Source organism: Streptomyces sp. NPDC055078, assembly GCF_053607985.1.
In genome coordinates, this window is sequence record NZ_JBSGUP010000006.1 from 20653 (window position 1) to 40164 (window position 19512).

Annotated in this window: 18 protein-coding genes; 10 read left to right on the forward strand and 8 right to left on the reverse strand. The window is 70.9% G+C overall.

Annotation, left to right across the window (positions count from 1 at the left end; translation table 11 throughout):
• Positions 1-82: 82 nt before the first annotated feature.
• The gene (locus tag ACWF94_RS01315) at positions 83-712 is read right to left on the reverse strand and encodes a TetR/AcrR family transcriptional regulator (protein WP_453483523.1); all 630 of its coding nucleotides are present in this window, start codon (positions 710-712) and stop codon (positions 83-85) included.
• Positions 713-897: 185 nt separating this feature from the next.
• Between ACWF94_RS01315 and ACWF94_RS01320 the strand changes: the two genes are divergently transcribed.
• On the forward strand, positions 898-1566 hold the full coding sequence (locus tag ACWF94_RS01320; protein ID WP_453483525.1) for a pyridoxine/pyridoxamine 5'-phosphate oxidase: 669 nt from the start codon (positions 898-900) through the stop codon (positions 1564-1566).
• 107 nt (positions 1567-1673) lie between these two features.
• On the opposite strand, the gene ACWF94_RS01325 is transcribed toward ACWF94_RS01320, so the two are convergent.
• Both ACWF94_RS01325 and ACWF94_RS01330 read right to left on the reverse strand, forming a co-directional pair.
• Complete coding sequence (locus ACWF94_RS01325) at positions 1674-3512, reverse strand: hypothetical protein (RefSeq protein ID WP_453483527.1); 1839 nt, start codon at positions 3510-3512, stop codon at positions 1674-1676.
• 1 nt (position 3513) lies between these two features.
• Positions 3514-6321, reverse strand: a complete 2808-nt coding sequence (locus ACWF94_RS01330; protein WP_453483529.1) for a hypothetical protein — start codon at positions 6319-6321, stop codon at positions 3514-3516.
• Positions 6322-6710: 389 nt separating this feature from the next.
• On the opposite strand from ACWF94_RS01330, the gene ACWF94_RS01335 reads away from it, so the two are divergent.
• The gene (locus ACWF94_RS01335; protein ID WP_453483530.1) at positions 6711-7970 is read left to right on the forward strand and encodes a flavin-containing monooxygenase; all 1260 of its coding nucleotides are present in this window, start codon (positions 6711-6713) and stop codon (positions 7968-7970) included.
• 21 nt (positions 7971-7991) lie between these two features.
• On the opposite strand, the gene ACWF94_RS01340 is transcribed toward ACWF94_RS01335, so the two are convergent.
• Positions 7992-8165, reverse strand: a complete 174-nt coding sequence (locus ACWF94_RS01340; RefSeq protein ID WP_453483532.1) for a hypothetical protein — start codon at positions 8163-8165, stop codon at positions 7992-7994.
• A 987-nt stretch (positions 8166-9152) separates the two neighbouring features.
• Between ACWF94_RS01340 and ACWF94_RS01345 the strand changes: the two genes are divergently transcribed.
• The 5 genes from ACWF94_RS01345 (at position 9153) to ACWF94_RS01365 (ending at position 12638) form a co-directional block, all read left to right on the forward strand.
• A complete protein-coding gene (locus tag ACWF94_RS01345) occupies positions 9153-9998 on the forward strand; it encodes a helix-turn-helix domain-containing protein (RefSeq protein WP_453483534.1) in 846 nt (281 codons plus the stop codon).
• A complete protein-coding gene (locus tag ACWF94_RS01350; RefSeq protein WP_453483536.1) occupies positions 9977-10177 on the forward strand; it encodes a DUF397 domain-containing protein in 201 nt (66 codons plus the stop codon). The genes ACWF94_RS01345 and ACWF94_RS01350 overlap by 22 nt, the downstream gene beginning before the upstream one ends.
• 218 nt (positions 10178-10395) lie before the next feature.
• Positions 10396-10545 (forward strand): hypothetical protein, encoded by a 150-nt coding sequence (locus ACWF94_RS01355; RefSeq protein ID WP_453483538.1) that lies wholly within the window; start codon positions 10396-10398, stop codon positions 10543-10545.
• Positions 10542-11684, forward strand: a complete 1143-nt coding sequence (locus ACWF94_RS01360) for a methyltransferase domain-containing protein (RefSeq protein WP_453483539.1) — start codon at positions 10542-10544, stop codon at positions 11682-11684. Before ACWF94_RS01355 ends, ACWF94_RS01360 begins: the two co-directional genes overlap by 4 nt.
• A 360-nt stretch (positions 11685-12044) precedes the next feature.
• Entirely contained in the window at positions 12045-12638 is a 594-nt protein-coding gene (locus tag ACWF94_RS01365) for a flavin reductase family protein (RefSeq protein ID WP_453483555.1), read from the forward strand.
• Between the two features lie 186 nt (positions 12639-12824).
• Here ACWF94_RS01365 and ACWF94_RS01370 read toward each other — a convergent pair whose 3' ends face one another.
• The gene (locus ACWF94_RS01370) at positions 12825-14207 is read right to left on the reverse strand and encodes an MFS transporter (RefSeq protein ID WP_453483541.1); all 1383 of its coding nucleotides are present in this window, start codon (positions 14205-14207) and stop codon (positions 12825-12827) included.
• Between the two features lie 59 nt (positions 14208-14266).
• Here ACWF94_RS01370 and ACWF94_RS01375 point away from each other — a divergent pair, with 59 nt between their 5' ends.
• Positions 14267-15418, forward strand: a complete 1152-nt coding sequence (locus tag ACWF94_RS01375) for a GlxA family transcriptional regulator (protein ID WP_453483543.1) — start codon at positions 14267-14269, stop codon at positions 15416-15418.
• A gap of 125 nt (positions 15419-15543) precedes the next feature.
• Here the strand turns inward: ACWF94_RS01375 and ACWF94_RS01380 are convergent, their stop codons facing one another.
• Together ACWF94_RS01380 and ACWF94_RS01385 are read right to left on the reverse strand one after the other, a co-directional pair.
• A complete protein-coding gene (locus ACWF94_RS01380) occupies positions 15544-15999 on the reverse strand; it encodes an ATP-binding protein (RefSeq protein WP_453483545.1) in 456 nt (151 codons plus the stop codon).
• A 416-nt stretch (positions 16000-16415) separates the two neighbouring features.
• Positions 16416-16889 (reverse strand): DUF6223 family protein, encoded by a 474-nt coding sequence (locus ACWF94_RS01385; protein ID WP_453483547.1) that lies wholly within the window; start codon positions 16887-16889, stop codon positions 16416-16418.
• 320 nt (positions 16890-17209) lie between these two features.
• Between ACWF94_RS01385 and ACWF94_RS01390 the strand changes: the two genes are divergently transcribed.
• Positions 17210-18337: a sensor histidine kinase gene (locus ACWF94_RS01390; RefSeq protein ID WP_453483548.1), complete on the forward strand. Its 1128-nt coding sequence runs from the start codon at positions 17210-17212 to the stop codon at positions 18335-18337.
• A complete protein-coding gene (locus tag ACWF94_RS01395; protein ID WP_453483549.1) occupies positions 18334-19008 on the forward strand; it encodes a response regulator in 675 nt (224 codons plus the stop codon). Before ACWF94_RS01390 ends, ACWF94_RS01395 begins: the two co-directional genes overlap by 4 nt.
• A gap of 37 nt (positions 19009-19045) precedes the next feature.
• Here ACWF94_RS01395 and ACWF94_RS01400 read toward each other — a convergent pair whose 3' ends face one another.
• A complete protein-coding gene (locus tag ACWF94_RS01400) occupies positions 19046-19294 on the reverse strand; it encodes a hypothetical protein (RefSeq protein WP_453483551.1) in 249 nt (82 codons plus the stop codon).
• Between the last annotated feature and the right edge of the window lie 218 nt (positions 19295-19512).

Genomic DNA, 19512 nt, shown 5'->3' on the forward strand with positions numbered 1-19512 from the left:
CGGACCGCCTGGCCGGGTCGTCGGAATCGGTCGGGCCGTGTCATACGCCGGACGCGGGACGAGGTCCGTTCAGAGCCCCCGCTCAGGCCCCCCGCTCCGGGCCGTCCCCCCGGCCGTCCTCCTCACCGCTCTCCCCGCCGTCCTCCGGGAGCAGACGCAGCACCAGGGAGGTGATCAGCTCGCCCGCCTGCTCCTGCGGGAACACCTCGGGCAGCGTCAGCCGCTCCACCACCAGCCAGTTCGCCGCGAGATAGATCATCCTGATGGCGTCCGCGTCGCCCGGCAGCCCCGAGGCGAGATGCGCGGCGACATTCCTCTCGACGTCGTCGTGGACCCGCGCGGTGAGCAGGGCGCGCAGTTCGGGACGGCGGGTGGCCTCCAGCCGGAGTTCGAGGAGGGCGAGATAGCCGATACGGAAGGCGGTGACGCGCGCCACGACATCCCGGACCAGCTCCGCCGTACGCTCGCGGGTCGCCGGGCCCCGGACCATCGACTCCAGCGTGGCGTCGTCGGGGCGCAGCCGCTCATAGATCCGGCCGCCCGCCTGGTTGAGGAGATCGTCGCGGTTGGCGAAGTAGTTGGAGGCGGTGCCCTTGGGCACCTGGGCCTCGACATCGACCGCGCGGAAGGTCAGTCCGCGCGCACCATCCCGGGCGAGTACCTCGATGGCCGCGTCGACGAGCGCCGCACGCCGGGCCAGGTTCTGCCGCATGAGCGTTCCTTCCGATCCGTCACGGTCACCGCCGCCGCCACCTTTACCACTATAAGCGGAGTGGTTTTCCCCGGCGAACGGGGAGTGCCCACTGGCGGACGGGAAGTGCCCACCGGCGGACGGAGGATGTCCACCGGCGGGCGGAGGATGTCCACCGGCGCGGGCTCACGGTGTTCACTGGCCGGATGGACAACGACCCGTCGGCCGACTTCCGTACGCTCCTGCACGCCCAGCGGGTCTGGGAGGCCGGACTGCCCGCCTTCGACCCGGCCGGTGCGCCGGACGCGCCGCTGCCGCTCTTCCACCGCTGGTTCGCGGAGGCGGTGGCCGCCGGGCAGCCCGAGCCGCACACCATGGCCCTGGCGACGGTGGACGGCGCCGGGGACCCCGACGTACGCACGCTGATGCTCCATGACGCCGACGCCGACGGCTGGCACTTCGCCTCGCACGCCTCCAGCGCCAAGGGCCGTCAACTGGCCGCGCACCCCGCCGCCGCCCTCCATTTCTACTGGTCCGTCCAGGGCCGCCAGATCCGCATCCGGGGCGCGGCCACGGCGGCCGGTGCGACCGACAGCCGCGCCGATCTCGCGGCCCGCTCAACCGGCGCGCTGGCCGCCGCGCTCACCGGCCGGCAGAGCGGGATCCTCGGGTCACGGGAGGAGCTGGCCCGCGCCTCCCGGGCCGCGTGGGAGCGGGCGCGGGCGGAGCCGGACGCGCCGGTGCCGACGTGGACGCGGTATGTGCTGCGGGCGCGGGAGGTGGAGTACTTCCAGGGGGACGCGGACCGGCGGCATGTACGGCTGCGCTACCGCCGCGAGGGGCACGGCTGGGTACGGGAGCTGCTCTGGCCGTGACGCGATGAGCGCGCGGGAGTGCCGTGGCAGCGGCGTCGTCCGTCCGCCGACCGGGGTGGGCGGACGGACGGGACCGTGACGACACCACCGGGCCCGGGACCAACTGATCAACTGTCCGCGCGGAGTGTGGACGCGTGCCCAAAACCAATGGCCTCGGTGAAGAGATGAGTGCTCCGGCCACGGTCCGGCTCGCCGCGCAGCGGGAACTCCGGCAGTACACCGTCCGGGCGCCGGTCGGCCAGCAGCAGCGCCTCGCTGTAGAAGGCGGCCGACCAGCGGCCCGCCGGGTCGCGCCACTCCTCGGCGAGCCCGGGGGCGTGCCCCCGCGTCACCGTGTGCCGCCGCTTGGCGAGCTGGGCGAAGAGCTGATCGGCGGGCGTCGTCCCGGTGGTGTACTGGGAGTGATAGAGGCGGATACGGCGGTCCCGGCCGCCGCCGCGCTCATCGAACCAGGCCAGCAGCGCCCGCTCGTAGTCGGCGACCCGGATACCGGTACGGGCCGCGCTGAGGTCCAGGTCGAGATCCCACCACTCCCGCCAGACCCCGGCGAAACCGTCGGCGCCGAAGAGGCTCGGCGGATAGTCGGCGGGCCGGGAGATCCTCGTACGGCCGAAGAGGGGGTACGCGCCCGCGATGCCGCTGCTGAACCCGCTGACCGTGACATCGCGCAACTGGGGCGGCGGTTCCGGCGTCGAGGAGAGCCGGGAGGACAGCACCACCGCGGGCAGGGCACCGACCGGGGCGCTGCTGCCCTGCCAGCCGATGAAGTCCTCGGCCGACCCGGCCGATCCCCGTCGTCCGTAGCCGAACCGATGGAGGAAGTGCACCACTTCGAGCAGCAGCCGCTGCATGCCCTCCTGTGAGTTGAACGGCTGCCATGCGTGCCGCGCGCCGTCCCCGCCGTCGGGCACGGCGGGGAAGATCGGCATGACCAGGAGGGCGGGTCGCCCGGAGATGTGCTGGGCCTGGACGAAGCAGGACTCGGTCAGCAGATAGCGGTAGCCGAGGTTGACGTACGGCTGGACGGCGAAGCTGCCGCGCGGCACGGGGCCCGGAGCCGCCGCGTACGGATAGTTGGTACGGAAGGGGTACGCCGTACGGGGATAGTCCGAGACCGCCGTGCTCGGCGAGAAGAAGCAGACCGCGTCGATGTGCTGGCCCGCGCCGCCCCGTCGCGGCGGGGCCCAGACGGCGATGAGGAAGCGCGGTTCAGCCGGCCGCCTGCCGGAGACACTGCCGTACTCCAGGAAGAGGAAGCCGCCCGTATCGGCGAGGGTGACCGGCGTTTCGACGGCCCGGAACCGTTCCCAGCCGTCCTTGGACGTATCGCCGATCGTGGTGGGCCCACCGCTGGTGGAGCCGGGACCAGGACCGGGACCGGGGCCGGGACCCGAGCCGGAAGCAGGGGCGGCCGTCACCTCCCTGAGCGCCCGGATTCTGGTACTCGCGATCCAGCGCGGGCGCCCGCCGGGAGGCGACTGGTTCAGCCGGAGGTAGCGGCGGGGCTGTCCGTCGCGCTCCGCGAAGAAGACGCCCGCCGGTTCCGAGGCGGGTCTGGCCCCCGCGGCGGGCAACTGTGTGAGCGGGGCCTGGCGGACCCGGCCCAGCTCCACCTTGAGGGCGAGATCGTCGCCGGTACGGGCCAGCGCGGCGCCCCGGTTGTCCCAGTAGACCGGCGGGGCGGGCGACGTGGGCGGACCGAGCCGGCGGCTGGTGGTGAGAATCACCGGCTCGTCCGCGTAGTCGGGGTGGCTGATCAGCAGCGTGACCCGGGACCAGCCCTCGGGCAGCGGCCCGACGACGGCGGCCCGGTCGGCGGGAATCGTGACGGTACGCGGCGGTGACGCGGGGGTGACGGGATCGGCGCTCGCGATCACCACCTGCGCCTCGCCGCCCGGCGAGCGGCCCAGCACATCCACCAGAGTGAGGATCAGCCGGTCCGGCATATCAGAGCTGGGTCCCGGTCTTGGGGTCGTAGCGGACCTCGGTGGCGACGATCTGTTCCGTCGGCATGACCTCGACCCACTGGTCGAAGACCTCGAACGCGCCCCCGGACACCTCGAACCCCTTGTCCAGCGGGTCGAATCCGCGCTCATAGACCCTGTCCGCGGGCAGATAGTTGACCGGTGTGCCGTCCGGCAGCCGCTCACTGACCTTCACCCGGGACTTCTCCCACTCGCTGGAGATCACCACCGCCAGATAGCGGATGGCGTCATGGACGGTGAGCCGCTCGGCGGTCAGTTCGCGGTAGCGGGCGGCGAGGTCCGGATCGGCCCACCGGTACGCCTTGAGCACCAGCAGCATGCGCGCCCGCTCGCCCGGCAGGGCCTCCGCGTACAGATCGTTCAGTCCGTCGGTGCCCTCGACACCCGCGCTGGTCAGCCAGTCCAGCGCCTCGAACTCCCGGCCCAGCCGGATCGGCACCACCGCCTTCACCCAGGGCGCGTTCAGAAACGCGTTGCGCAGATTGTCGCCGTCGAGCTGGAGCAGCCAGCCGAGCGAGCTGCCGAGGCGGGCGGGCGCGGAGTCGGCGGTGATGTAGTAGTCGTCGTCCGAATTGGTCTCTCCCCAGGTGACGACGGTGCTCTCCTCGAACTCCGTGGCGTCGGCGCCCAGGCCGAAGTCCTCCTTGGCCCCCAGGCGCTTGGGCATCCACCATTCGGGCGCGACGAAATACAGCATCCGGTCCACCTCGAACAGGCTCTGCACCAGCTCGGCCATCACATGGTGGGCCGGGGCCTTGAGAGACTTGAGGCCGACGCTCTTGAAGAGCTGGCGGACCAGATCGCGGTAGACCACGATCCGCTCCTCCTCACGCAGATCCTCGAAGCGGCGCTGCCCGATCGAGGCGGCCAGTTTCACCCGCTCCTGGGCCGCTTTGTAGAACGCGTCCTTGGCGACCCGCTCCTTCTCGGCGTCGACCAGTGCGACACGCTTCTTGTTCTCGTCCTCGATCTGCTTGATATATGCGGCGGTCGGCCCGTAATTGACCGTGAAGCGGTACGGGAACATCTCCCCGTCGTCACCGCTGTGGCCCCGGATGCGCAGCTTCAGCCGGTTGCTGTCCGTGGCGAACCGGGTGATCTGCAGGGCTGCGACATTGCTGGACATCCACTGCACATTGGTGTGGCTCTTGTACTCGTAGCCGTTCTTCGGATAGACGCGGAGGTCTTCGAGAAAGGTGTCGAAGTGGTCGTCGTCGGGGCCCTTGTAGGTGCCCTCGATCGTCTCCTGGTACTCCTCGGGCGTCGGGAGCAGTTGGGCCGGCTGGACGTCGGTCTCGGGCGGCTGGGCGATATGGACCAGCTTGGCGATACCGAGCTGGTCGCCCGGCCGGTCGACATAGGTCTGCCAGCACATCTGGGTGCCGAGATCCTGGACCTGTACCCCGACCTGGCGCATTTTGCGGCGCAGCTCGTAGTTGACGAGCTGGGCGGTGGTGTTCTGGAGGAGATAGCGCTTGCTGGAGGTGTCGGTGGTCTCCACGACCGTCTTGAACGTCGACTTGAAACTGCGCTTGATCTCCGACGACAGCTTGACGGTCTGCTGGCGCAGCTGTTTGTGCGTCTGTTCCTTGGCGCGTTTGCGGGATTCCTCGGTGTCGTAGCTCGTACTGGCGGTGGCCTGGGTGTTGAACACCCCGATCGTGCCGTCGGTGCTGGCGTCCAGGCTCACCCCGAATTTCGTACTGCTCTCGTTCTCCTCGCGTACGGACGCGGACAGCTCGTCCTCCGTACGGGTCTCCTGCTCGCTGCGGTCGGTGGTCTCCAGCGCCGATTCGGTGGTCCGCTCGGTGAGGGTGCGACGGGTGCTGATCTCGATCAGTTCGACGCTGGAGCCGGGGCTGAGCCAGATGTGCTGGACGGGCGGGCCGAGGAACGAGTCGAACTCGAAGAAGTACTGCCGGAAGAGATGGACGACACCCAGCGGGGAGAGGGAGGCCGGCGGGATGAACTCCTCCGGTTTGCCCGCGAGGTGCGCGCCCGCGCCCGCGCCCGTGCCCGTGCCCGCGTCCGTGCCCACTCCCGCTCCTGCGCCTGCGCCTGCGGGGAGGCGGCGGCCCAGCAGCGTGGCGAGGGCGTCCACCGCCGGTACGTCGACCTGGTGGGCCCCGGCGGCGAACATCGCGTGCAGGACGTCGTACCGGCCGGTCTGCTGCAACTGGCGGAGGGTGCCCGCCACCCGGGACTCCTGGGCGGCCAGGGCCGCCTGGACGGCGGGGTCGGCGGCAGCGGCGCGACTGGTCGATGCGGCGGAACCGGCGGCACCTTCCGCGCGGGCGGGATCGGCGGCGGCTTCCCCGCCCTCCTCGTCCCCTCCCGCGTGGACGATGACCCCGCCCTGGGAGATCTTCGACGCGGCGGACTGGAGCAGCGCGGTCAGACCTGCGGTCCCGACGAGCCGGTCCCATACGGCCGGGTCGGTGAGGTCCTCCGACCTGAGCTTGCCGACCAGCTCACGGGCCACGAACCCGTCGAGGACGGGAGGCATGGAGGACGCGACCGTGGGGACCGGGGCGCCCGGCTCGATGGTGATCCCCGCGTCCGCCGCGGCCCCGGCGGGGGGCGGCACCGTGTACGACGGGCTCATCTTCTCGGTGAGCGCCGCCGCCATCGACCGGTTGAGATCGTCGTCCGCCACCCCGAACCGCTTGGCCAGCCGGGCCGACCGCCAGCCGAGGAGCGGCTGATAGACCCCGTACAACTCGGACGCGTACGGCAGAGACCCGTCGAACTTGGCAAAGTTGACCTTCATGCGCACTCCCTACGGCCGGACGCGTCCGGCCCGCCCGCTGTCGTCCCCGCCAGGCTCCTCCCGTCCGGGCGTCCCCGCCCAGGGCGAAACCTCCATCGGCGGCCAAAACCACCTGCCCGGGTGAGGTTTCCCCACCTGACTGCCGAGCCACGCCGCGCACCCGGGCCCCGCACCCGCGCCGCACACCTCCTCGCGGCACAGGGGTCCGTGCTCCAGCCGTACGGGCAGAACTCGCGCGGAGAGTGATGCGCCCGCGCGCAAGAGGTGCGCCGAGGCCGATCGGGAGGCGTACCACCATGGTCAATATCCGTACGAGCGTGATCAATTCGGTATCGATTCCCGTCTTGACTGAGACCCATCAAGAGGGTGCGCCGATACGCTCACGCCTCATGGCGGGCGAAAAGGGCAAAGGCACAGGCAGACGCAGAGTCAGCGGCAGCGACAGAGGCAGCGGCAGCGGCAGCGGCAGCGACACGAGCGGCGAGACGGGCAGAGCCAAGGGCGCGGGCCACTCGAACGACATCACGGACGACCGGCCCGTCTATGTCATCGGCGGCGGTCCCGGCGGGCTCGCCACCGCCGCCGCGCTGCGGAACAAGGGCGTACGGGCGGTCGTCCTGGAGAGGTCCGAGTCCGTCGGCGCATCCTGGCGCGGCCACTACGCCCGGCTCCGGCTGCACACCACCCGCCGTCTGTCGGGGCTGCCGGGGCTCGCCATGCCCAGGTCGTTCGGGCGGTGGGTGGCCCGGGACGATGTGGTCCGCTATCTGGAGAAGTACGCGGAGTTCCACGAGCTGGAGATCGTGACCGGCGTCGAGGTCTCCCGGATCGAGCCCGCGGGCGCCGACTGGGTGCTGCACGCCACGGGCGGGCGACGGCTCACCGGCCGGGCGGTGGTGGTGGCGACCGGCCACAACCACACCCCGCGCCTGCCGCAGTGGCCGGGGAGCGACACGTACACCGGAGAGTTGCTCCACGCGGGCGAGTACCGCGACCCGGCTCCGTACCGGGGCAGGGACGTCCTGGTCGTCGGCGTCGGCAACACGGGCGCCGAGATAGCCGTCGACCTGGCCGCCGGCGGCGCGGCACGCGTCCGGCTCGCGGTCCGCACACCCCCGCACATCGTCCGCCGCTCCACCGCCGGCTGGCCCGCCCAGCGCAACGGCATCCTGGCGCGCAGAGCACCCGTCGCCCTGGTGGACCGGGCCGCCCGCCTGCTGACCCGGCTCACCGTCCCCGACCTCACCGCCCACGGTCTGCCCCGCCCCGAGAAGGGCCTGTATTCCCGGGTCAGGGCCGGTGCGATCCCGGTCCAGGACGTCGGCTTCACCGACGCGGTACGGACCGGCAAGGTCGAACCCGTCGCGGCTCTGCACTCCTTCGAGACGGACAAGGCCGTCCTCGCCGACGGCACCCGCATCTCCCCCGAGGTCGTCATCGCGGCAACCGGCTACCACCCGGCCCTGGACGGCCTGCTCGGCCACCTCGGGGTGCTCGACTCCCGGGGCAAGCCGCTGACCCGGGGCAGCCGCACCCCGGCGAAGGCACCCGGGCTCTACTTCACCGGCTTCACCAACCCGATCAGCGGGATGCTCCGCGAACTGGCGATCGACGCCCGCAAGATCGCGAAGTCCCTGGCGAAGCCCTGAGGCCGGGGCCGGTCTCCGGGCTCAGGCAGGCTTGCCGTTCCAGTGGAGCGACCAGCCGTCGTCAACGCTCTGCACGGCTTCATGGAACGCGTACCGGCCGATATGGCGGGCAGCGTCCGGGACGGTTGCCCCGAACCGCTCGGCCACGTCCAGAGCAAGGCCGTAGATCAGGGCCCATGCCATCTGGTCCGACATGGGGCCCTCGATCACGGGCGACGTCTCGCCCACCACTCCGCTTGACAGTCCGAGCACTTCTGCTTGCCGTTCGGCAGCATGGTCACGGACATGTGCCCGTTGGCACACATGCTCTTCAGAGGGCGGGTTTCCTCGGCCTCCTTCATAGGGACCTCCACTCATCGATACCGCCTCCGTGCTGGTCCTGCGGCCATGCGATACGGCAGTCAAGGCACGTATAGCGCCAGTACGACTCTTCGGTTCGCGGGTCCTTCGCATAGGTCAGGACAACCGCTGTCCGCTGGCACTTGATGCACTTGACCGGTGGCTTCTGACTCACGCTCACCCGCCCCACTCTGGCATCGAGAACGCCGGGAGAGAACCTCCGGCCCTGACCGGGTGGGTTTACCCCGTCAGGGCCCTCGGGCTCCGCCCACCAACCGCTCACGGGTGGGGGCGGAGCCGATCTACGGCAGTGGGACCGGGTACAGACCCGGCCGCGCGACTGCGTACATCATGACGACGACGAATCCCGCCCACACCAGGGTGAGAACGACGTCAGTGTTACGCCTGAACCATCGCCTCACGGGGGCCCGTCCTTGCTGGGTTGCCTCTGGGCGGCCTCGGGGCGCGACGGGACCGTCTCAAGGCCCTTGGCTCCCTCTCCGTCCAGGCGGTACGTCAATTCCGCGTGCAACAGCTCAGCGCCAGAGCGAGTTAGCCAAAGGCCCGACTCGCGCAGTTCCAAGTTGTCGATGGTGATGCTCACCGGCAGGAAGTACCGGTCTCCGACTTTCGGATCCGCCGATTCGAACTTTTGAACCTGTGTACCCGGAGTTCGTCTGAGCTTCCACACTCGATCAGGATCGTGAGGCGTTTTGGGACGAGTCATGCGGTCACCTCCTGTTGCCTGTCACTTTCGGTCTGTTCACACCGTCAACGACGCGTAGCTACTCTTGACAGGGGGAAAAACCCAACAACGGAACTGTGTGGAAAGGCGGTTGGGCGGTGGCCAAACCGAAGACTCGGGAGCCTGCCGAGACTCCCAGAGCGTTCCTGGGTGAGGAGTTGCGTAAGAGGCGTGCCGCTGCCGGACACTCTCAGCAGACATTAGGGGACAAACTGTTCTGCTCTGGGTCCTACGTCGGGCAGATCGAGGCGGGCACACGGCGGCTGTTGCCGGACATGGCTCAGCGCATCGACGCTGAACTCGGGTGCGGCGACTTCTTCCTACGTCTGGCCCGTGCGGTTGGGCAGTCCAAGCACAGCGCGTACTTCGCGGAGGCGGCGGAGCTGGAGTCTGAAGCGACGGCCATTTGTGAGTACGCGCCGTCCGTGGTCCCTGGCTTGCTCCAGACTGAGGACTATGCCCGCGCCCTCATCCGGGGAACCAACCCGACCGTGCCGACTGACGCCGTTGAGACGTCGGTGTTGGCTCGCTTGGAGCGCGCGCATATTCTCCAGAACCCAACAACCCCTCAGTTGTGGGTGATCCTCCATGAGGCAGTACTCCGGACGGCAGTCGGAGGACCTCGGACCATGGCTGGTCAAGTCCAGCACATCGCACAGTTCGCACATGCGTACCGGGCCGTGATTCAGGTCGTTCCCTTCGCTGCGGGGGCCCACGGGTCGATCGGTGGAATGGTCAGTCTCATGTCGTTTGCTGAAGCCCCTGATGTGGCCTACGTCGAGGGTTCGTGGATCGGGCAATTGCTGGACGATCCGGCGCTAGTTGCGGACTTTCGGATGTCATACGATCTGGCTAGGGCTGTCGCACTGTCGCCAGAGGCGTCCCTAGCCCTGATCGAATCGGCGGCGGAGGAACACGCGAAATGCATACAGAGCGAGACTTGAGCGCCCTGCGCTGGCGTAAGTCCAGCTACAGCAATGGCAACGGGGGAAGCTGCGTAGAGATCTCAGACGACCTCCCGGGCTTGGTCCCTGTGCGGGACAGCAAGGTTCCGGGGCCTTCCGTAGTGTTCGGGGCGGCGGCTTGGGCGTCGTTCGTCCGGGACGTGAAGGCGGTCGGCTGACGTACGGAACGGCCTCGGAGCGTGTGCTCCGGGGCCGTTCGCGTGCTCATGTCTGATCCAGAACGGCCGCACCCCGGGGATGAATGCGGTCGGCTCTTCCGGCCGCATGGGGCGGCCGACCGAACCCGTAACACTGGCGCAAATCCGTCTAGCCGGTTACGAAGGGTGTGCGGGACGCTCCCCTGAGTATCAGGTCTTATGGAGGGGAACAGCGGGATATGGGCGGTCACGGAGACGGCAAGGGCGGCGCGGACGGGGACAAGAAGCAGTCGCCACGGGAGTCTGACGGTCAGTGGAAGAAGCCGGTCCCGCCCGCACCGCCGAATCCTCCGAACCCGCCGTCCGCCGAGACCGGCACCGGCCGGTGAGTTCGCCCCGCCAGTTGCTCAAGATCCTGGACGCGAGTGGAGTCCTCACCTCCGGCTGGGCGGATACGGTGGCCGCTGTCCCGCGCGAGTTGTTCGTACCCGACACCGTGGAAGCCGAGGGACGCGCGGTCGCCCGGAGTGAAGAACCCACGCTGTGGCTGGAGCGGGTCTACGCCGACATTCCGCTGACGACACAGGTCAACGACGGAGCCGCTACCCGCGAGGGGGCCTACCAACTGCCCACCTCGTCCAGTTCGCAGCCGTCGGTGATGCTCCAGATGCTCGATCTCCTCGATGTGGCCGATGGCCAACGGGTCCTGGAGGCCGGCACCGGGACGGGGTACAACGCCGCCTGGCTCGCCCACCGTCTGGGTCCGGATCTGGTCACCTCCGTGGAAGTCGACCGGGCCCTGGTCGACCAGGCGACGAAGAACGTGACCGCAGCCGGGTACACGCCCCGGATCGTGTGCGGGGACGCGGATCAGGGATGGCCGCCCGGCGCACCGTACGACCGGCTGATCGCCACCTACAACGTCCCCCGGATCCCCTACGCCTGGATCGAGCAGACCCCGCGCGGCCGGATCGTCGCCCCCTGGGGCGGCAGCTTCTTCCCCCACAGCTTCGCCGTGGTCGACACCGCCGGGGGCGTCGGCCGGGGGTCGTTCACCGGGTTCCCGTCCTTCATGCGCACCCGCAACGCCCGCCCCCATCGCGGCTTCCTGGAAGACTTCGTCCACCACGAGCACCACGCGGCCACCAGCCGCACCACGATCAGCCCCTGGGTGCTGGCTGCCGACGCAGATGCCCTGTTCTTCGTCGGTCTCGCCCTGCCCGACGCCTGGCACCTGCTGGCGGAAGCCGTGGAGGTGCACGACACGACGAGCCTGTTCATCCTGGCCGACAACCGCACCTCGTGGGCGTGTGTCGACCACGCCCCGAGCGGCGATGAGCACTTGGTCAAGCAGTACGGGCCCCGCCGTCTGTGGGACGAGGCCGAAGCCGCATACCGGGCATGGGCGGACCTCGGCAGGCCCGGGCGGGACCGGGCCGGACTGACCGTCACCGCCGACGGCGAACGCGTCTGGATCGACACAGAGGACCACATCGTGCCCACTCCCCTGCAACCAGGCCGACCGTAGCCGCCACTGCGTACGAGCGTGCCGTGGATGCTCTGGCTCAAGGCCGCCGTGGCCCAAGTGCAGCCGCCGAGGGCCCGGCGACCAGCCGCGCCGTCGGCTGACGCGCACCCCTCCGGGGTGTCCTCAAACGCCGGACGGGCTGAACATGCAAGGCCACCCGGCAGAAGCCCAAGTGCGCGGGCGGGAGGGGCAGTACGAGGCGAGGGGCCCGCGCCCGGGGCGGGAGAGGGTTGGGGCGGCGGGGCTCAGGGGAAGGGGCGGGCGCGCGTACATGGCGCTCCGGGGGCGGGCGCGCACCAGTGCGCTCTTCCCAGCTGACGGGGTGACAGTTTCAATGGAGGGGTGATGGGACACGCAGCAATGGCCGCCACCGCAGTCCGCTACTTCCGGTCCGTCGGAGCGCCCACGGCCGCCGAACCGTACGAAGCCCTGCCGCGACCCGAGTTGCGGGCCGTCGGGGACGACGAGCGGCTGCCGCTCGACCCGGGGGAGTTCCGGCGGGTGCTCGGGCACTTCGCGACCGGGGTGACCGTGATCGCGGCGTGCGACGAGGAGGGGCCGGCCGGGTTCGCCTGCCAGTCGTTCTCGTCGCTGTCGCTCGATCCACCGCTGGTGGTGTTCATGGTGGCGCGGACGTCGACGACCTGGCCGCGTATCGCCCGCGCCGGGGTGTTCTGCGTCAATGTCCTGGGTGCGGACCAGGGCGAGCTGTGCCGGGGCTTCGCCGCGCGCGGCACCGACAAGTTCGCCGGGGTGGCGCACGCTCCGGCTCCGGTGACCGGTTCGCCGCTGCTGGCGGGCGTACCGGCGTGGGTGGACTGTGTGATCCAGGCGGTGCACACCGGGGGTGACCATCTGATCGTCGTCGGCCGGGTGAAGGCGCTCGGCGCGGCGGACGAGGGCGCGGAGCCGCTGCTGTTCCACCGAGGGGCGTTCGGCCGGCTCGCCCCCTGACCCTTCGGCCCCCTGCCCCCCTGAGACCCTTCGGCCCGCGGCCTCCCGCTCCCTGCCCGCCCTCACCCCTCGACCCGTTGCCTCCCGCTCCCCGCCCGCCCTCACCCCTCGACCCGTTGCCTCCCGCTCCCCTCCCGTCCCGACCCCTCGGTCCCTTACCTCTCGGCCCCCGACCACCCCGCTTCCTCAGCCCTTCGTCTCCAGCGACGTGTCCACCGGCTTGTCCACCGGCACCGCGACAGGCGTCAGCGCCGGCAGCGGACGGCGCCGGATCACCAGAGCCATCAGCGCCGCCATCGCGCACAGCGCGCCCGACGCGTACCAGACCACGTCGTACGAACCGAACACATCGCGTGCCATCCCGCCCGCGAACGCGACGACCGCCGCGCCGACCTGGTGGGAGGCGAGGACCCAGCCGAAGACGATCGCGCTGTCGTCTCCGTAGTGCTCCCGGCACAGGGCGATCGTCGGCGGCACGGTGGCGACCCAGTCCAGTCCGTAGAACACGATGAAGAAGATCATCGGTGGCTGGACGGTGGGCGCCAGCAGCATCGGCAGGAAGAGCAGGCTGATCCCCCGGAGGGCGTAGTACACCGCCAGCAGCCGACGGGCGTCAAAGCGGTCGGTGAACCAGCCGGAGGCGATCGTGCCGATGACGTCGAAGACCCCGATGACCGCGAGCAGCGAGGCCGCCGCCGTGATCGCCATGCCATGGTCGTGGGCGGCCGGGACGAAGTGGGTCTTGATGAGCCCGTTGGTGGACGCGCCACAGATCGCGAAGGTGCCCGCCAGCAGCCAGAACGGCCCGGTGCGGGCCGCCCGGAACAGCACCGTTATCGCACGCCGGGCCGCCCCCGGCACCGGCGGCGGCTTGGGGGTGAAGCCCTCGGCCCCGTACGCCGCGACGCCCACATCGGCCGGATGGTCCCGCAGCAGCAGCCAGACGAAGGGGACGACGGCGAGCGCGGCGAGCGCGACCGTGATGGAGGCGGGGCGCCAGCCGTGGTGCTCCACCAGCCAGGACAGCAGCGGCAGGAAGACGAGCTGGCCGGAGGCTCCGGCGGCGGTGAGGACGCCGGTGACCAGCCCGCGCCGTTGTACGAACCAGCGGTTGGTGACCGTCGCGGCGAACGCCAGCGCCATCGAGCCGCTGCCGAGGCCGACGAGGACGCCCCAGAAGAGGACGAGCTGCCAGGCGGTGGTCATGAAGACGGTCAGCCCCGAGCCGACCGCGATGACGGTGAGGGCGACGGCGACGACCCGGCGGATGCCGAAGCGGTCCATGAGCGCGGCGGCGAACGGCGCGGTCAGCCCGTACAGCGCGAGATTGACGGAGACCGCGAAGCCGATGGTGCCGCGCGACCAGTCGAACTCGTCGTGCAGCGGGTCGATCAGCAGCCCGGGGAGGGAGGCGAAGGCCGCGGCTCCGATGATCGTCACAAAGGTGACGGCGGCCACGGACCAGGCGCGGTGGATACGGGGACGGCCGCTCGGGGCGCCCGGGGAACGGCGGATCCCGGGGCCCGGGGGCTGACGGCATTGACTGGTCTCGGTCACACGCTCCAGCATCCGGGGCGCGATCACAGCCATCGAGTGGCCCGAAGGTCACCTTTCGATAGGATCGGGCCATGGCCCGAGATACGCCCGACGCACCTGCCCGCGCCGCCACCGCCGACCGGGCCACCTCCGCCGACCGGGCCACCTCCGCTGACCGGACCCCCTCCACCGCGCCCGCTCGCACGCCCACCCGCGCGCCCGCTCCCCGACGCCACCGTGTCGCCGTCCTCGCGCTCCCCCACGTCATCCCCTTCGAACTGAGCATCCCGCACCGGCTCTTCGGCCGCGCCTTCTCCCCGGCGGGCGATCCGCTCTACGAGGTCACCACCTGTACCTCCGTCCCCGGCCGCGTCCCCACCGAGGCCGATTTCGGGCTGTACGTCGAGCGCGGGCCCGAGGCGCTGGCCGAGGCGGACACGGTGATCGTGCCCGCAGCGTACGAACCGGCCCTGCTCTTCCGGGAGGGCCTCCTCCCCGCCGAGTTGGCCGGGCTCTTCGACCATGTCCGGCCCGGGACCCGGCTGGCGTCCATCTGCACGGGCGCGTTCCACCTCGCCGCCGCCGGGTATCTCGACGGCCGCCCGGCCACCACTCACTGGAGCGTGGCGGAGCGCTTCCAGCAGTTGTTCCCGACCGTCCGGGTCGATCCCGATGTGCTGTACGTCGACGACGGCGACGTCCTGACCTCGGCGGGCGTCGCCGCCGGGATCGACCTCTGCATCCATATGATCCGGCGCGACCACGGCGCGGCGGTCGCCAACGACGTGGCCCGCCGCAGCGTTGTCCCCCCGCACCGCGACGGCGGCCAGGCGCAGTACGTCCGCCGGCCCGTCCCCGAGACCCAACTGGCGACCACCTCCACCGCGCGAGACTGGGCGCTGGGGCGGCTGCATGAGCCGATCCAGTTGCGGGACCTGGCCGAGCGGGAGTCGATGAGCGTACGGACGTTCACCCGCCGCTTCCGGGAGGAGGTGGGGGTGAGCCCGGGGCAGTGGCTGACCCAGCAGCGGGTCGAACGGGCGCGGCACCTGCTGGAGTCCACGGATCTGTCCGTCGACCAGGTGGCCCGGGACGCCGGATTCCGTACGGCGCAGTCGATGCGGCAGCACCTCCAGTCCGCGCTGGGGGTGCCGCCGACGGTCTACCGCCGTACGTTCCGGGCGGATACGTTCCCGGCGGAGGCGGAGGCGGACACGGGAGCGCGCGGGCAGACGCAGGCGTAGGCGTAGGCATAGGCATAGGCGTACGAGACGGTCCCCGGCGACGACTGGGTCCCCGGTCAGGGTTTCTGACGAATCGTCAGATTCTACGGGGCAGCCGGACGCGTCAGCACAAGTCGGGGCGGGGGCTACCGCCGGGCGGTCGCCAGTCCCCTCGGCCCGGCGCTGTAGGCGACCTCGGGGACTCCCCGGTCCACCTCGCACCAGATGGACTTGCCGGAGCCCTCCGGCTTCCAGCCCCATCGGTCGGCGAGCCCGTCGACCAGTTCGAGGCCCCGGCCATTGGTGTCATCGCCCTCGGCGTGCCGCTGGCGCGGTGGGCGGGAGCACTTGTCGGCGACCTCCACCCGGACGGTCCCGGCCTCGGCGGCGCCCGCGCCGAAGAGCATCCGCAGGACGGCCGGACAGCCGGTGTGGACGACCGCGTTGGTGACCAGCTCGGAGATCAGCAGAATCAGCGTCTCCGCCAGCGGCTCGTCGTCCCCTATCCCGGATCCGACAAGCCGCGAACGGGCCCATCTCCGGGCCCGCCCCACCTCCGCGGGATCGGGACCGACCTCCAACTGAACCTGGAGCACCTGCACCGCTCACACCATCCGAACCGGCGGACACATCGCCTCGCGCCTCGACAGGGTCATCGACCACCAGGTCACTGAACGTGACTCCCTTGCGAGACAGCATGGTTGACGTACAGTCACCGCAACAAGCGCTTCGGGCATATTCCAGCGCGAAGGAGTACCCGTGGTACATACTGTGCGACGCCCGCTGCGGGGAGTCGAACAGAGACTCGCAGCCTGCGTGGCCGGAGGACTCTGAATGACTCGCATTTCACGGAGCGTACCGGAGCGGGGCCTTGGCGACGGGCCGTGACGGCCCTCCTTAAGGACACAACCCGGTATCGACGCTCAGTGACGCCCCGCCGGGGTGAACCGCGCGTCCGCGGCCCGGCCTCAGCGACGACGGCCGGCTGGTGTGACGGCCGGGTACACGGGCCGGGCGGTCAGCCGGTGCGGCGGGATCGGGTGAGCGCCAGTCCGCCGATGACCGTGGCCAGCAGCCCCACCAGCAGGGCCACGTAGGCCCCGCCCAGCCCGTTGCCGGTGCCGAGGCCGCCGTCGGATGTGGCGACGACCAACCCGCCCATGGCCATGGCGACCGGCCCGGCCACCAGCGCCACGAAGGCCCCGCGCCGCCCTGAGCCGATGCCGATGCCGATGCCGATGCCGACGCCGTTGCGGACACCGTTGCCGGAGCTGCTGCCGGAGCTGCTGCCGTTGCCCGTACTGAGACGAGCGCCGGTACGACCGGTGGCGCGGGCCAGCGCCAACCCGCCGATGACCACGCCGAGCAGCCCCACCAGCGCGGCCACGATGGCCCCGAGCCGCCCGGCGCTCAGGTCGAACACACCGGCCGCGACCGGCTGGACCGAGATGTGCACGACCTCCGGTGCGGCAAGCAGGGACGGGACTGACATGGGGTGCTCCTTCTCCTGGTGGGGCGGGTTCTTCTGGATACGACGGGTTCTTCTGGTACGGCGAGTTCTCCTGTACGACGGGTTCTTCTGGTACGGCGAGTTCTCCTGTACGACGGGTTCTTCTGGTACGGCGGGTTCTCCTGTACGGCGGGACGTCGCCCGATCATGTCCGCCGGACCCACCGCCGGTCGTCCGGCGGACGCGGACACTTCACGCTGCCGCCGATGGCGTAGAAACCGCGCGGCTACCACGGGCGCGGTAGCCGCCCGCTCATCCGCCCGCCGGACTCGCCCGCGCAGGCACCGGGCTAGGGTGCGCGCATGAGCAGGGGACGGACCGGTGTTCCGGCCGGTGTCAGGGACGGGGCGATCGCCGTCTGCGTGGCAGCCGCCCTGGTGGTCACCGGGCTGTCCGCGCAGCACACCAGCAGGGACCTCGGCCCGCTCGGCTACGCACTCCTGGCGGTCGGCGGCCTGGCGCTGGCCGCGCGGCGCCGCGCGCCGGTTCCCGTCCTGGCCGTCACCGGGCTGTGCGCGGTGGGATACCAGGCGGCCGGTTTCGACGTACCCGTCGTCGCGTATCTGTTCGCGGTGTACGCGGCCGTACGGGAGGGACACCGCGCCCTCACGGTGGCGGCGAGCGTGACCATGCTGGCCGCCCTCCCCGTCGCGGCCCTGGCCTCGGGCGCGCACGACACGGGCGAGGCGTTCGCGCAGGCCCGGGGCGCTCTCGAAATCGCCTGGCTGATCGCCGCCGGAGCAGCGGGTGAGGCGCTGCGGCAGGCGGAACGGCGCGCGGACGAAGCCGAGCGCACCCGGGAGGAGACCGCGCGCCGCCGCGCGGACGAGGAGCGGCTGCGCATCGCGCGGGAGCTGCACGACTCGCTCACGCACCAGATCTCGATCATCAAGGTGCAGTCCGAAGTCGCCGTCCATGTGGCCCGCAGACAGGGCGAACAGGTGCCGGAGGCGCTGCTGGCGATCCAGCAGGCCGGGCGCGAGGCGACCCGGGAGCTGCGGGCGACCCTGGAGGCGCTGCGTGACGACGACACCGCTCCGCCGCGCGGCCTCGACCACCTCCCGGAACTGGTGGAACAGGCCCGTACCATCGGCCTGGACGCGACGCTGACGATCGAGGGACAGCGGGACGAGGTACCGGCCACGGTGGGCCGGACCGTCTACCGGATCGTTCAGGAGTCGCTCACCAACATCGCCCGGCACGCGGACGCCGCGACGGCGTCGGTCCGGATCGACTGCCGTACGGACACCCTCGCCCTGCGCATCGACGACGACGGCAAGGCCACACCGGACACCGCACCGACGCCCGGCGTCGGGCTGCTCGGTATGCGCGAACGGGTCACCGCACTCGGTGGCAGGCTGCGCGCCGAACCGCGCGGCGAGGGCGGTTTCACCGTCCGGGCCGAACTCCCCGTGGACCGTACGCCGTGATCCGTGTCCTGCTGGTGGACGACCAGCCGCTCCTGCGCAGCGGATTCCGCGCGCTCCTCGACCTCGAAGACGACATCGAGGTGGTGGCCGAGGCCGCCGACGGGCAGGAGGGCCTGGCCCTGGCCAGGGAGCATCTGCCCGACATCGCTCTCATCGACATCCAGATGCCGGTCATGGACGGCATCGAGACGACCCGGCGCATCGCGGCGGATCCGGCCCTGGCCCGGGTGCATGTCGTCATCCTGACCAACTACGGCCTGGACGAATACGTCTTCGACGCGCTGCGCGCCGGTGCCGCCGGGTTCCTCGTCAAGGACATCGTGCCGGAGGACTTCCTGCACGCCGTACGCGTCGCGGCCCGTGGCGACGCGCTGCTCGCCCCCTCGATCACCCGCAGGCTCATCCACCGGTACGTCACCCAGCCGCTCCACACCGCCACCGCCACCGGCACCGGCACCGGGCTTGAGGAACTGACCAACCGGGAACGCGAGGCCGTCGCCCTGGTCGCGCGGGGCCTGTCCAACGACCAGATCGCCGACCGCATGACGATCACCCCGCTCACCGCCAAAACGCATGTCAACCGGGCCATGACCAAGCTCCACGCCCGCGACCGCGCCCAACTCGTCGTGTTCGCCTACGAGTCCGGCCTGGTGACCCCGCGCGACGCCTGACCTGCCCGGCCCGGCGAACCCGGCGGCGCACCAGGCGTCAGGCCCGGCCGCCCGTGCCGCCCGTGCCGCCCTCAGGGTTCGTTCCGCCGAGCAGGACGCGCCTCGCCGCTTCACTCTCGGCGGCGGTAGGGGACAGCTCGTCCAGGGTGTCGAGATCGTCACCCGCCAGCTCCGCCTCCCAGGCGGCGGCGAGCCTCTCCTGCTCGTCGGCCGGGAGTTTCCCGACCTCGTCCTGGTGCTCGGGGCTCAGGGCGGCCAGGAACCGCGCGACGGTGTCAGTGGACATCCGGTTCTCCTTCGATCACGACGGGCCACGTTGGGCCAGGTGGGGCTGCGTGGGCCACGTTGGGCACAGCCCTGACGGGCGCCCATGCCAGCATGATCGAGACCTTCCACGCACCGGAGGATGTCGCGCCCCCGCTGCCCCCGAACGGGTGCCTTAAGGGCCGGATGGTGGCGGTCGGCCACCGGCCCGGACGACTGCGACCGGCCACCGGCCCGGAC

Excerpts from the sequence above, each read along its gene's own strand:
- ACWF94_RS01315 (WP_453483523.1), bottom strand. The coding sequence starts at position 712 with ATGCGGCAGAACCTGGCCCGGCGTGCGGCGCTCGTCGACGCGGCCATC.
- ACWF94_RS01320 (WP_453483525.1), top strand. The coding sequence starts at position 898 with ATGGACAACGACCCGTCGGCCGACTTCCGTACGCTCCTGCACGCCCAG.
- ACWF94_RS01325 (WP_453483527.1), bottom strand. The coding sequence starts at position 3,512 with ATGCCGGACCGGCTGATCCTCACTCTGGTGGATGTGCTGGGCCGCTCG.
- ACWF94_RS01330 (WP_453483529.1), bottom strand. The coding sequence starts at position 6,321 with ATGAAGGTCAACTTTGCCAAGTTCGACGGGTCTCTGCCGTACGCGTCC.
- ACWF94_RS01335 (WP_453483530.1), top strand. The coding sequence starts at position 6,711 with ATGGCGGGCGAAAAGGGCAAAGGCACAGGCAGACGCAGAGTCAGCGGC.
- ACWF94_RS01340 (WP_453483532.1), bottom strand. The coding sequence starts at position 8,165 with ATGTCGGACCAGATGGCATGGGCCCTGATCTACGGCCTTGCTCTGGAC.
- ACWF94_RS01350 (WP_453483536.1), top strand. The coding sequence starts at position 9,977 with ATGCATACAGAGCGAGACTTGAGCGCCCTGCGCTGGCGTAAGTCCAGC.
- ACWF94_RS01355 (WP_453483538.1), top strand. The coding sequence starts at position 10,396 with ATGGGCGGTCACGGAGACGGCAAGGGCGGCGCGGACGGGGACAAGAAG.
- ACWF94_RS01365 (WP_453483555.1), top strand. The coding sequence starts at position 12,045 with ATGGCCGCCACCGCAGTCCGCTACTTCCGGTCCGTCGGAGCGCCCACG.
- ACWF94_RS01370 (WP_453483541.1), bottom strand. The coding sequence starts at position 14,207 with ATGCTGGAGCGTGTGACCGAGACCAGTCAATGCCGTCAGCCCCCGGGC.
- ACWF94_RS01375 (WP_453483543.1), top strand. The coding sequence starts at position 14,267 with ATGGCCCGAGATACGCCCGACGCACCTGCCCGCGCCGCCACCGCCGAC.
- ACWF94_RS01385 (WP_453483547.1), bottom strand. The coding sequence starts at position 16,889 with ATGTCAGTCCCGTCCCTGCTTGCCGCACCGGAGGTCGTGCACATCTCG.
- ACWF94_RS01390 (WP_453483548.1), top strand. The coding sequence starts at position 17,210 with ATGAGCAGGGGACGGACCGGTGTTCCGGCCGGTGTCAGGGACGGGGCG.
- ACWF94_RS01400 (WP_453483551.1), bottom strand. The coding sequence starts at position 19,294 with ATGTCCACTGACACCGTCGCGCGGTTCCTGGCCGCCCTGAGCCCCGAG.